Origin of the sequence: Paenibacillus graminis, assembly GCF_000758705.1 — a bacterium.
Lineage (GTDB): Bacteria > Bacillota > Bacilli > Paenibacillales > Paenibacillaceae > Paenibacillus_AQ > Paenibacillus_AQ graminis.
In genome coordinates, this window is sequence record NZ_CP009287.1 from 3,437,119 (window position 1) to 3,450,288 (window position 13,170).

10 protein-coding genes are annotated in these 13,170 nt (G+C 51.2%); 9 read left to right on the top strand and 1 reads right to left on the bottom strand.

Annotation, left to right across the window (positions count from 1 at the left end; genetic code table 11):
• Positions 1–57: 57 nt before the first annotated feature.
• Positions 58–1,398 (bottom strand): beta-N-acetylhexosaminidase, encoded by a 1,341-nt coding sequence (gene nagZ / locus PGRAT_RS14315; protein ID WP_025705372.1) that lies wholly within the window; start codon positions 1,396–1,398, stop codon positions 58–60.
• A 199-nt stretch (positions 1,399–1,597) separates the two neighbouring features.
• Between nagZ and PGRAT_RS14320 the strand changes: the two genes are divergently transcribed.
• The 9 genes from PGRAT_RS14320 (at position 1,598) to PGRAT_RS14360 (ending at position 13,141) form a co-directional block, all read left to right on the top strand.
• Positions 1,598–2,101 carry a ferritin gene (locus PGRAT_RS14320; protein ID WP_025705373.1) on the top strand — a complete coding sequence of 168 codons (504 nt, stop codon included), beginning with the start codon at positions 1,598–1,600 and terminating at the stop codon, positions 2,099–2,101.
• A gap of 246 nt (positions 2,102–2,347) precedes the next feature.
• Complete coding sequence (locus PGRAT_RS14325; RefSeq protein ID WP_025705374.1) at positions 2,348–3,211, top strand: cation diffusion facilitator family transporter; 864 nt, start codon at positions 2,348–2,350, stop codon at positions 3,209–3,211.
• A gap of 162 nt (positions 3,212–3,373) precedes the next feature.
• Complete coding sequence (locus tag PGRAT_RS14330; protein WP_025705375.1) at positions 3,374–4,801, top strand: extracellular solute-binding protein; 1,428 nt, start codon at positions 3,374–3,376, stop codon at positions 4,799–4,801.
• Between the two features lie 514 nt (positions 4,802–5,315).
• A complete protein-coding gene (locus PGRAT_RS14335; protein WP_025705376.1) occupies positions 5,316–6,980 on the top strand; it encodes an extracellular solute-binding protein in 1,665 nt (554 codons plus the stop codon).
• Between the two features lie 102 nt (positions 6,981–7,082).
• Positions 7,083–8,048, top strand: a complete 966-nt coding sequence (locus tag PGRAT_RS14340; protein ID WP_025704805.1) for an ABC transporter permease — start codon at positions 7,083–7,085, stop codon at positions 8,046–8,048.
• 103 nt (positions 8,049–8,151) lie between these two features.
• Positions 8,152–9,030 carry a carbohydrate ABC transporter permease gene (locus tag PGRAT_RS14345; protein WP_025704806.1) on the top strand — a complete coding sequence of 293 codons (879 nt, stop codon included), beginning with the start codon at positions 8,152–8,154 and terminating at the stop codon, positions 9,028–9,030.
• 75 nt (positions 9,031–9,105) lie between these two features.
• Positions 9,106–10,167 (top strand): zinc-dependent alcohol dehydrogenase, encoded by a 1,062-nt coding sequence (locus PGRAT_RS14350; protein WP_025704807.1) that lies wholly within the window; start codon positions 9,106–9,108, stop codon positions 10,165–10,167.
• A complete protein-coding gene (locus tag PGRAT_RS14355) occupies positions 10,164–12,056 on the top strand; it encodes a WD40 repeat domain-containing protein (protein WP_025704808.1) in 1,893 nt (630 codons plus the stop codon). The genes PGRAT_RS14350 and PGRAT_RS14355 overlap by 4 nt, the downstream gene beginning before the upstream one ends.
• Complete coding sequence (locus PGRAT_RS14360; RefSeq protein WP_025704809.1) at positions 12,053–13,141, top strand: glycosyltransferase family 4 protein; 1,089 nt, start codon at positions 12,053–12,055, stop codon at positions 13,139–13,141. The genes PGRAT_RS14355 and PGRAT_RS14360 overlap by 4 nt, the downstream gene beginning before the upstream one ends.
• Positions 13,142–13,170 lie beyond the last annotated feature (29 nt).

Below are 13,170 nucleotides of genomic sequence, written 5' to 3' on the forward strand. Positions count from 1 at the left end.
TTCATATCGAAAAGAAGTAATCGTTCCACGTGAGTGGGCGGATTACTTCTTTTCTTGTTATTTAGATATGTTATTGCGCCACATTTTTATTTCTTTGTTAAGTTCAGTGAGATCAGGGACGGGAACCGGTTTGTCAGTCAACCTGTATTTCTGCTTCAGAGCCAAAATACGGTAGACACTTTCGTTGATCCGCGACTCGTCTAGTGTCCCCCCGCGAACGCTTTGCAGCAATGCCTTCCGGGCCAGCTGTTCATTCTCATATCCATGAGCGATGAGCAGGATGTCGCTGCCTGCATTAACGGACTCTACTGCTGCAGTGCCAAGATCAAAATGTTTCATAATGGCCCCCATGGTCAGATCGTCCGTAATCACAACGCCCTGGTATCCCATATCACCGCGAAGCTGGTCTCCAATGATAATCCGGGACAACGACGCCGGGTTGTCGGGATCAATCTTGGGGAATAAAATATGCGCCACCATTACTGCATCTGCTTGCTCCTTGATGGCGGCCTGGAAAGGGAGCCATTCCAGCTTGGCGAGCTGGGAAGCGGTCTTATTCACTACCGGGAGCTCCAGGTGAGAATCGACCGAAGTATCACCGTGTCCGGGGAAATGCTTGACCACCGGCACAACGCCTCCGCTCTCTATGCCCTTCATTTCGGCAATCCCAAGCTTGCTCACTATACTGGCGTAGCTGCCGAATGAACGGTCGCCGATGACAGGGTTGCCCGGATTGCTGTTGATGTCGAGGACAGGCGCAAAATTCATATTGAATCCGGCTGCCAGCACTTCCCGGGCCAGCAGCTTGCCCATCGTCCCGGCTGCGTCTGCATCATTGACACTGCCCACCTTGCCGTTGGCGGGGATGGAGGCATATTCCTTAGGCATCCGGCTCACCTTGCCGCCTTCCTGGTCGACACTCATGAATAGCGGGGCCGGATTCGTTGTGTTGCTCTTTTTCAGCGCATTAGTTAGATTGACCATACCCTTCAGATCCCTGATGTTGTCCGCATACAAGATGATTCCACCGACTTTGTCTTCAGTGATCATCCTTTTTGCTTCAGGCTCCAGTGTGGTGCCGTCAATCCCGGCCAGCAGCATTTGCCCTATTTTTTCTTCCAGTGTCATTCCGGCAATTTTCCTGGTCAGCGCGTCAGCCTCCTGGGAGGGGGCCGGACTTGACTCAGCAACCGGAGGCTGGAAGGCCTCCGGGGAAAAGGAGGGGGGAACCGGCTGCTCCGGTGCAACCCCTGTGGACGGGGAAGAGGCGGGAGGGGCGGTCCTGGATGGTGCGGCAGCATTGCTGTTACATCCCGTTACAAGCAGCAGGAGCAGGATAAGCGCCGTTATACTGAGTATGCTATATTTCGTTTTCTGTAGAGGTGTTATCCAAGACATAGGAGCCCTCTTCCTTTCTTTTTTGATCTATAATATCATGTCCGGGTATCAAAATTTGTTGTGTCATGTCCATTCCTCAACCTTACAATACCATTATAGTGGTTAGCGCCGTTGGACTTGCTGACTACCAGTTGCAGTGATAAGATAAGAAGAGATATCTACATAATAATTAAAATTTGAAGGATAAGGGGATTGTTTAATGAAAGATGGATTAGTGAATGCTCTGAATGAACAGATGAACTTTGAGTTTTATTCGGCTCACGTATACCTGGCAATGGCCGCATACTGCTCCGGTGAAAGTCTCGACGGTTTCGCTAATTTTTTCTTGATCCAGGCGGAAGAAGAACGCTTCCACGCAATGAAAATCTATAAATTCCTGAATGACCGCGATTTCCGCGCGACCCTGGCCGCACTCCCGGAGCCCAAAAACGAGTATACCTCCATGCTGGACGCCTTTGAACATGCGTTCGCCCATGAACAGCAGAATACGACCAGATTCTATCATTTGGCTGACCTGGCGCTCGATGAACGGGAGCATGCGACAATCTATTTCTTGAAATGGTTCATTGATGAACAGGTGGAAGAAGAGGCATTGTTCAGCAATATTATCGCCAAGCTGAAGCGGATTGAAACCGACAGCAATGCTTTCTACATGCTGGATGCTGAATTTGCGGGACGCACTTTCACCGCTCCGGCTGAATAAGTAAGTTCAGTTTATTGAATGATACGCCCCTCCAGACCGGAAACCCCGGCCTGGAGGGGTTTTGTCTGTTCGCCAAAGCTAAAGTTGAATAAGGGCAAACTATGTTGCGGGCGGCAAAACAATTCATGTATTCCAACTCTATTTGGCGGGGTTAACACTTGCGCGGACCGGCAACACTGTTTCTCTAGACCCACCCGCTAGTCTGAGTGTAGTATAGAACGATACTATTCTTTGGAGGTTCTTTGCTTGGAAAACTACAGTGACATCAAACAAAGTGAAAAAGGCGCCTGGCTGAGTCTGTTTGCTTACATCCTGCTGTCAGGGGTCAAACTATTGATAGGCACAGCCTCGGGTTCTCAGGCACTGCTGGCCGACGGCCTCAATAACAGCACGGATATTATTGCCTCGCTGGCAATTTTGGCCGGACTCAAGATTTCCAGAAGGCCGCCGGACTCCAATCACAGCTACGGGCATTTCAGAGCGGAAACCGTGGCTGCGCTGGTTGCCTCTTTCATTATGATTGCTGTAGGACTTCAAGTTCTGTATCAGGGTGTGAACAAATTTATTCAGCCCGCACTCGAAACACCGGATCTCATTGCTGCATGGACGGCAGCGGGCTGCGCTGTAGTGATGTTTGCGGTTTATATGTACAACATTCGGCTGGCCCGCAAGCTGAACAGCAATGCCATGCTGGCAGTTGCGCAAGATAACCGGTCAGATGCGCTCGTTAGTATTGGAGCTTTTATCGGGATTATCGGTTCGCAATTTGGTCTGCCCTGGCTCGATCCGCTGACCGGAATCGTTGTCGGGTTGCTGATCTGCAAGACGGCATGGGGGATCTTCCGCAAGGCTACACATGACCTTACTGACGGCTTCGATGCCGATGAACTTGAACTGATGAAACAGACGGTTGCCGAGATTGAAGGGGTAGAATCCATCAAAGATATCAAAGCCCGGATCCACGGGAATAATGTGCTGGTGGATACTACTGTATGTGTAGACTCCAACTTGAATGTGGTCCAGAGTCATGACATCACCGAAGAGATCGAAGATCAGCTGAAGGACCGGCACCGGGTGTCTAATGTATTGGTACATATAGAGCCGGTATAACTGGCTAATGCAAAGATCAGATCGTTCATCAAAAAAGATGAGGCCTGAGTAATCAGGCTTTTTTTGCTGTATTATGGCGGGTAGACGTTTGACAACCTTTCAAAGTTGAAGCAAAATAGAAGGGTCATGATGTAAATTTAAGTGATATAGGGAGAATAATACATGAAGAATAAATCAGGCCGGCAGTCTTTCCGGGAACGATTGGAATATATGGTAAGCAAGCTTCGGACTGATATCCTGAGCGGAATTTTGCAGCCTGGAGCGTATCTGCCTGCCGAGAGCACTTTGGCCAAGCAGTTTGAGCTAAGCAACAAATCCGTCCGCAGAGGGCTGGATGTTCTTGTACAAGAAGGATTGATTGTGAAGATAGACCGTGTGGGCAGCATGGTGATGGAATCGGTCAAGGAAAGGATCCGCATTCATTTTGGCTGCAGCTCTTCCTTGACAAAGGACTTCAAGCTGGATGATCTCATTGCAGAATTCCACCGGCTGCATCCCGGGATTCATGTGCTGCCGCTCGCGCTGAATAATTTCGACCATGTGAATTCTGCCATGGAGCTGATCAACAACGGGATGCTGGATGTATTGTCGCTGAACAGCACGCAGTTCCAGGAGCTGGCCGAAAACGGTTCAGCCGGGCTTCTGGAGACGCTGGAACCTGATCCGGGACTGTATCCGATCGCAAGCGAAGCTTTTTTGCATAACGGGCAGCTCTTTGCCTATCCGATTTCCTTCTCACCGGTCGTGCTCTGCTACAACAAAGCCCATTTCCGCGAGGCGGATCTGCCGGAGCCGGACAGTTACTGGACCTGGGATGATCTGATTGAAGCGGCCCGGCAGCTGTCGGAGAAACGCGGGCGCCACTCCGTGTATTTTGTACCTGCTTCTGAGAACCGTTATTCCGTCTTTCTCTTGCAGAGCGGAATCCGGACGATGGAGGACGGTGAGCATCATCAAACGCTGAGCCCCGAGACGGCGAACAGTCTCAATGTATACAGCAGGCTGGTGAATAATCATCAGATTTTCCCTAAATATCTGGCCGGCAACCATGATGATGAAACGATTTCGCTGTTTGTGCAGGAGCAGGTGTCGATGATATTGACGACTTATTACAATCTGAATGATTTCAAGGACCTTGCCCTGGATTATGATTTGGCCCCGTTGCCTACGCTCAAAGCAAAGGACCCGCAAAAAACACTGCTTGTTACGATCGGAGCGGCTGTTGTGGAGAATTCGCGGCAGAAGGAGGGTGCACATCAATTTGTCAGCTTCCTGGCTTCGCCGGAGGCGCAGCGGATCATTCGGGAACGTTCGGTCAGTATCCCGGCCCGTAAACGGATTGCTGAAATGAGTATGGAGGATCATTTGAACCGTCCATCAAGATATCTGATGTACAGAGAGTTGTTCCCGACATTTTCATACCTCAGAGACCTGGGCCTTCCCATTGCCGTATTGCAAAGCTTCCGCAAGCTGTTGAATGCCTATTGGTCGAAAATGATGGATGAAACGGCTTTGTACGAGGAAATGGGCCGGCTCATCGCCGAAGAAAATAAAGTGAAGGCCGATGGGGCCACGAAGGCACTGATATGAGTGCATCCAAGTAATGAGTCGAGATCAAGCGTAACGAAGGCAGAATGCGGCCGTTGTTACGCTTTTTTTGCGGTTATTTTTGGGACTGCGGGAATGGACAAATAAATATACACTTGGCAACATATCAGAACATGTTAGATTTTTCACAATATTGAAATTGTGAGATTCGATTATGAAAGAACTATGTAATGTATAATTACATAAATGCTGAAGAATATTCAAAATTTGATTGACTTCAACAGTGGGTGAAAATATAATAAATACATCAGATATATATCAGAATAAGAAGTATTAGAATCTGAATATCTGAGTTGTGAATCAAAAAGAAGTCAGGAATGAGAAAATTGGCACAAATACGTGAAAAATTGAAAGGCTGGTGGACAAATTCAAGACTGAATGCGAGGATAAGTTTTCTTTCTGAACCCTTTTGATGTACTGTTGATTCCCTTATGGTGTGTTAGTAAATATATCATAGGAACTATCTTACTTTTACTTATTAATAGGGGGTTGAATTATGAATGTTGCTAAAAGGAAGCTAGCGCTGTTATTGCCAGTAATGACGCTGCTGGCTGCACTGGTGTCGGCCTGTGGCGGATCAAACAATAATGCCGGCAGCACAGCTGAACCATCGGCCTCTCCGGGAGCTCAGAGTTCAACGTCGGCTCCTGTAGAGGGAAGCCGCTCCGCAGGCGGTCTGCAAGTGCCGATTGTGGCAGACAAGCTGGAACTTTCCCTATGGTCTCCAAGCGGGGGCAACTTCCGGGGAACCAATTTTAATGAGAAATTGTCCTTTCAGCAAATGGAAGAGAACACCAACATTCATATCAACTTTCAGCACAGTACTGAAGCCAGTGCAGAAGCATTCAGCCTGCTGATGTCCTCCGGTAAACTCCCGGATATTATCTACAATGATCTGTGGGGTACGGACTCCGGCAAATACGGTGCTCAGGGGGCGCTCCTTCCCTTGGAGGATCTGATTGACCAGTATGCCCCCAATTTTAAAAAGATCCTCGACAGCCACCCGGATATCCGGGGGCAAATTACCTCGCCTGAAGGGCATATCTACTATCTCCCAAACCTCGTGCTCGATTCCCAGGATTTGACTCAAATGTTCCCGCAGGTCCGCAGTGACTGGGTGGAGAAGCTGGGTCTCACCATGCCGCAAACCACAGAAGACTGGTATAACATGCTTAAAGCCTTTAGGGAGCAGGACCCCAACGGCAACGGAAAAAAAGATGAAATTCCGCTCGTCACCGTCAATCTGGAGAATATTATGATGCTGTTCGCGCCGGCTTTTGGCGTCGAATATGGGTTCTTCGTGGATAACGGCGAGGTGAAATACGGACCTAACGATCCGAGGTTCAAAGATGTTGTTGCCTATCTGAACCGTCTATATAAAGAACAGCTGCTGGACCCGAACTATCTGGTGGACACGACGTTCCAGACACTGACGGAGAAGGTGACCACGGATGTGGCTGGTGCCTGGTTCGGCTGGTCAGGCTCCTACATGGGGAACTTCACAACGCTGATGGAAGGCAAACATGACACCTTCAAGATCGCGGCGGCAATTCCACCAAAGGGACCAAATGGCGACCAGCGCCATGTCTCCTTCCGCTGGCAGGCTGCAGCCCATGGACTTGCTGTATCCTCGAAAACAGCGCATCCCGAAGAAGTGATGAAATGGCTGGACTACCAGTATTCCGAAGAAGGGATTCTGCTGAACAATTTTGGAGTGGAGGGCAAGTCTTATGATCTGGTGAACGGAGAGCCTGTCTACAAGGATGAGGTTACGCATCCAACGAATGGGCTGACCAATACACAGGAATTGCTGAACCATACCATCGGCGGCGGAAGCTGGGCTACAGTTGCCGATACGCGTTACGCTGAGCAGATCCGTAAAGCGAACGGACAAACGGAGAATCCGCTGGAGATTTACAAGGATTATATTGATTTTGACGCAAAGCTGCCGCCTGTTCAATTCACGGCTGAAGAAAATGAAATTGTAGTCCCTCTCATGGCTGACATTCAGACCTATGTGGCGGAAACAATTAATGCCCAGATTATGGGACGCCAGAGCTTCGATGATTATGACAAAGTTATGAAGCAGCTGGAGCAAATGGGTATTGGCGAGGTGCTGAAGCAATACCAGGCTGCGTATGAGCGGTTTAAAGGAAAATAAGCGGAGCAGGATTGTCTTGGACAGGCGGGATGCAGCGGTTCCGGCAGCCGCCTGCCGCTGGACAGCTAGTCCCATCGCCTGTGTCCGGGAAAGGAGACCCCTATGGCAGTACCTTTAAATGCAGCCAAAGCCAACAGCAGGAAACTTCGGACGAAACGGAGCTCCGTTTCGCTGAAGCCTATCATGTCCAACCGTTATCTCTATCTCATGCTGCTGCCCACTGTGCTGTATTTTCTTATTTTCGAATACAAACCGATGTACGGGGCGATTATTGCCTTCAAAGATTTCAATCCTTTTGCAGGGGTTGCCGGCAGCCCTTGGGTGGGCTTCAAAAATTTCGAGAAGTTTTTCGAAAGCTATTATTTCTTCCGATTGCTGAAGAACACCTTTCTCATGAGCTTTTATTCGCTGCTGTTTATTTTTCCGGCTTCACTGGCTTTCGCGCTTTTGCTTAATGAGCTGCGGCTCAAAAAGCTGAAGTCCTTTCTGCAGACGGTGTCTTATCTGCCGCATTTCATTTCGCTGATCGTCATCTGCGGTATGATTATTGATTTCACTAAGCCCGGAGGCATTATCAACAGCCTGCTGCTGGGCATAGGAATCATCTCGGAGCCGATTCAGTTTCTAATTCTGCCGGAATGGTTCCGCACCATTTATGTGGGTTCAGGCATGTGGCAGAGCCTGGGATGGAATTCCATTATTTATCTGGCTGCATTGTCCGGTATTAACCCGAGCCTTTATGAGGCTGCGGTAGTTGATGGAGCGGGACGCTGGAAGCAGCTTACGCATATTACACTGCCGGGGATTCTGCCCACAGTGCTAATCCTTTTAATTTTGAATGTCGGGACCCTGCTGAATGTGGGCTGGGACAAAATTATATTGCTGTATAATCCGGGGACTTATGTCACGGCGGACGTCATCTCTACCTTTGTCTACAGACGCGGTGTCATGGAAGCCGACTACAGCTTCTCAGCGGCGGTAGGCCTGTTCAACTCCGCCATCAATTTTGCGCTGCTGGTGCTGGCGAACCGGATCAGCCGGAAGACTACCGAAAACAGTTTGTGGTAAGGGGGCTATGCTCCATAAAACTTAAGCGTACGCTTTCGAAGCGAGTTTTGTACGAAGCAGAATCAGTGAAGTCAATCTAACAAAACTTTTAGGAGGGAAGACAGTGGTCATCAAACGCAGCATTCCGGAAATTATATTCGACAGCTGCAACGTGCTGTTTCTGATCTTTTGTTCCTTCCTGTTCCTGTACCCGATGTGGTATGTGCTGGTGTCCTCGTTCAGTGATGCGCATGCCATCGCCGCTGGTGAGATAAGCTTCTGGCCGAAAGGCTTCAATGTGGGTGCTTACAAGCTGGTTTTTGAGGATCAGCGGATCTGGACGGCTTACGGGAACACGTTCATTTATGTAATCGCAGGCACTTTTATTAACCTGGTTCTGACTACGCTTGGCGCCTATCCGTTATCCCGGAGAAATCTGGAAGGGCGCAGCCTGATTATGGCTTTTATTGTGTTCACGATGTTCTTCAGCGGCGGTCTGATTCCGGCTTACCTCAATGTGCGTGAGCTTGGGCTGTACGATACAAGGTGGGCGCTGCTTCTGCCGGGCGCGGTTAGTGCTTTTAATCTGATCGTGATGCGGACCTTCTTCCAGTCCATACCTGATAGCCTTATTGAATCCGCCAAAATCGACGGCGCCCATGACTTCCGTATCCTGCTGCGGATTGTGCTGCCGTTATCCATGCCAGTACTGGCGGTTATGACCCTGTTCTATGCGGTGGGGCACTGGAACAGCTGGTTCTCGGCAATGATCTATTTGCAGGACCGCAATTTATTTCCGCTGCAGCTGATTCTGAGGGAAATTCTGATTCAATCCTCCGCGCAGAATATGCTGGCCGGAGTTACACAGGATGAGGTGTTCCGCATCAGTGAATCCATCAAATTTGCAACCATCATCATCGCAACAGTGCCTATTCTGTTGATCTATCCGTTTTTGCAGAAGTATTTTGTCAAAGGCGTTATGATTGGCGCCCTAAAAGAGTAAGCAGCGGAGAGCCAGGACAGAGAAAAAACATTCGTACTGTTATGTACGCGAAGCAGTCGGGAGGAGAGAGGCTATATGAAGGCGGTATTATCCCAGAATGGTCAAATAAGTGTGGCTGATATTCCCGCTCCGGTGCTTGAGGACGGCTTCGTGCTTGTCGAGACTGAATATTCAGCTATCAGCCCCGGAACAGAAATTATGATGAACGGCACTCATCGCCAGAAGCCGATCGTTCTCGGATATAGTGCGGCTGGCGTCATCCGGTCGCGGGGAAAAGGAATGGAGCATTGGCCGGAAGGCCAGCGGGTGGCCTGCTATGGGGCACCTTACGCCAAACATGCGGAATGGCTGCTGATGCCGCAGCATCTGATGGTGCCGGTTCCGGAGCATGTCAGTCCGGAGGAGGCGTCTACGGTGGGTCTTGGAGCCATCGCGGTCCATGCCGTAAGGCAGGCGGACCTGCAGTTCGGCGAAACGCTGGTGCTGATTGGAGCAGGTATACTCGGCCAGTTGATTGCACAGATTGCGCGGGCCGCCGGCTGCCGGGTGATTGTCTATGATCTGCTTGCCGAGCGCTGCCGGACCGCCGGGAGTCTGGGCATCCGCCACATTGCGGTGAATCCGCAGCGGGTCAGCCAGCATCTCGATAGCCTGACAGCAGGAATGGGGGCCGATGCCGTGATTATCTGTGCCGGGGGCAAATCGGGCGGGCTTGTCGATCAGGGCTTGCAATGGGTGAGGAATCAAGGGAAAGTGCTGCTGGTCGGAGATGTGAAACCGGACTTCTCGCGTGAGCTGATGTTTGGGAAGGAAGCGCAGGTGCTAATCTCCAGGGCGGGTGGTCCGGGCCGTTATGATCCTGTCTATGAAAAACAGGGAATTGATTATCCCTATGGCTACGTCCGCTGGACCGAAGGGCGCAACATGGCGGAATACATCCGGCTGATCTCAGAAGGCGATATCCAGGTGAAGCCGCTGATCAGCAGCGTGTTCCCGCTGGAACGTTCAGCAGATGCCTTCCGGCAGTATGCGGAATCTCCGGCAAAGCTGTTGGGAGCGGTACTCGCCTATCCTATAACTGGTGTTCAGGACGCAGAGCATGCCGCAGCCATAGTTAAGGAAGGGCAAGGCGGATGAAGGCGCTGCGGATTGGCGAGCCGCTGAGCGGACTTGCGGTATGGGCTTCGGCCTATGGCAAGTGGCGGGGGGAGGACCGGATTTATGCCGTATCTTCCGGCAGTCCCTGTATGCTGTTTGTGCTCGATCCTGCGGGCGGCGAGCCAGTGCAGCAATTCGCGCTGGAAGGCTCGGACCACTGCTGGGGAGTTGTCGCGGCAGCAAGCGGAGTCTACATCGGCGGCAGCGGGATTCTATACAGATTCACGCATGAGCAAGGGGTAGAGAATCTGGGAGAGATGATTCCCGGCGAGTTCTACACCTGGCGGCTTGCAACCGATGAAGAAGGCAACATCTATGGGGGCTGCTATCCGGGCGGCAAAGTATTTCAATATAACCCGTCCACAGGACACTACAGAGATTACGGTGTCATGGTGGAGGGGGAGCAATACGCCCGCTCCATGGAAGCGTGGAAGGGTAGACTTTATGTTGGTGTCGGGACCCGGTGTCCACATATTGTGGAACTGGATACAGTGACAGGGGACCGGAGAGAGATCAGCCTGCCGGAGGAATGTTCTACGGAGCAGCTGGTCTATGATTTGAATATTGTACATGGCAAGCTGTTAGTCCGGATAACACCGTGTTCCCGATTGTATATCTATGATCTGGAGCTGAGGCAGTGGGAGAAAACTATAGAACATGTGAGCGGACTTAGTGTGTCTGCGGCGGACCCTCAGGGGAATGTGTACTTCATCAAGGATGATATTCTGCAGCGGTATACATTCGGGACAGGTATTCTCACGCCTACCTCACTTGTCATGCCGGAACCGGCAGGAGACTACGGCTGGCTGGAAGGCCATCCGCTGAATCCGAACGGAAGCTGCTTGGCGGGTGTGCATAGGGACGGCACCTGCTGGATCTATGATCCCGAGAATGACCGGCACACCGTTATGGATTTTATGCTGCAGGGACAGCCGGTTCATCTGCAGTCACTGGCCTGGGGACCAGAGGGGAAATTGTACATCGGCGGCTATTTTGCCGGCGGGCTGGCCAGCTATGATCCGGCGGCATCAGAAATCACCTCTCGCCGGGGGATCGGACAGATTGAGGGAATGATGGCGGCTCACGGCATTATGTATCTCGGCGTCTATCCCAAAGCCAATATCTTTGCCTATGATCCAAACCTGGAGTGGAATCCGGGCAGTAATCCTAAGCTGGTTTTTTCGCTGCAGGAGGAAGATCAGGACCGGGCTTTTGCCTGGACCCGAGCGGGAGAAGAGGTGGCCATTGGTACGGTACCGTCCTACGGCCGGAATGGAGGTGCACTGACACTGTTTCATCCCGTAACCGGGATACGTGAAGTGTTCAGGGGGCTTTTGCCGCAGCAAAGTATAGTGTCTCTGGCTGCCGGGGAAGAACTGCTGTTCGCAGGCGGCTCCGTCTGGGGCGGACTCGGGATCGCACCGGAGCGGAAGGAGGCGTCCCTGATGATCTGGGATGTGAACAGCCGCCGCAAAGTGTGGGAGGGCGTTCCGGTACCAGGTGAAAAGGCAATCCCGGCGCTTGCACTGGATGATGAGGGCAAGGTGTGGGGACTCACGGCAGGGCAGCTCTTTCTTTTCAACCCGCTAACGCTGAAGACTGAACGGACGATTCCGGTGAACCCGGTGGATTGGGAAGCAATGACCCACTTCTGGCGGGGAGGCTGCGAGCTGCTGTACAGGGAAGGTGTATTGTATGGGGCGGCAATGAATCTTCTATTTAAATATGATGTGCGCCTGAACCGGCTGGAGATGCTGGACGAAGATGCCCGGCTGCTGGCGATGGATGGTGAAGGCGGATTGTATTTTGCCCGAACAACGGCACTGTACCGGATTCAGACCCCGGAGGCAGGACAGGAGGCGCTATGAAGATTTTATATTTCTATAAATTTTGCTTGCTGGGCGGAGTCACAACACAATTGGCGAACAGGCTTAAGTTTCTGCGCGGGCGGGCGGAGGTGCATTTTGCATTTTTGGAGGACTACGGCGGGGCCGGCGCTTTTGAAGGCTATACGCATGTGCGTATCCTCCGGACGACGGACGAACTCAGGAGCTACATTGCAGCTCATGATTTTGATGTGATCATCACGATCGATACCTATGAATTGTATGAAGCACTGGGTCCAGCCGAGCCCCAAAAAGTGATCATTCATGAGGTGCATACCACCTATGAGGAGCCTTTGCGGAAACTGGCAGAATCCAAGGATAGCCTGCCCTATCACTACGTCATCACACCTTCTGCTTATATGAAGGAAATGCTGGAACGGATCGGGATACCGGATGCTTTTCATATTAATAACTGTCTGGACACGGATGTATTCAAATACGAAGCGCTTCCCGGCAAGCGGCCGCCTACGATTTTGTGGGTGGGCAAGCTCGATCAGCATAAAAACTGGGAGTCCTTCATGAATCTAGCTGGCAGACTGAATGCGCAATTCCCGGACCTTCACTTCCTGCTTATCGGCGGCTACACCGCTCCCGAAGAAATTACAAGCAAGCTGCAGGCCAGGGCAGAAGTGCTGGAACTCCGGCATTTTGAGTGGCTGCCCAAAGTGGATTACGAGGAGATGCATCTTTATTATTCTGCAGTGGCCGAAAGCGGCGGGGTGTATGTCAGCACTACCGGAAATGAATCTTTTGGGATGACCGTCCTGGAGGCAATGGCCTGCCGGTGTCCGGTTGTTGTGCCCGATGTGGGGGCTCTGCCTGAGCTGCTCGATGATGAGCTGAGTGTTTCCCTTTATGCTTCGGGCAGGGAAGAGGAATGTGCTGAACGGGTGGCTTGGCTTTTGGAGCAGGATGGCTTGCGTGAGCGCTTGAAAACACTGGGCGAGGAGAAGGCGAGAAATACGTACAGCATTGATGAGGTAGGGAAAGCCTATATGGCATTGCTTGAACGTTTTGTGGAGGACGTGCGGACGCCATCTGAAATCAACCTGCTCACAAAAGATTGAAGGGCACGCTGTTCTAAAGCAATTGGTTA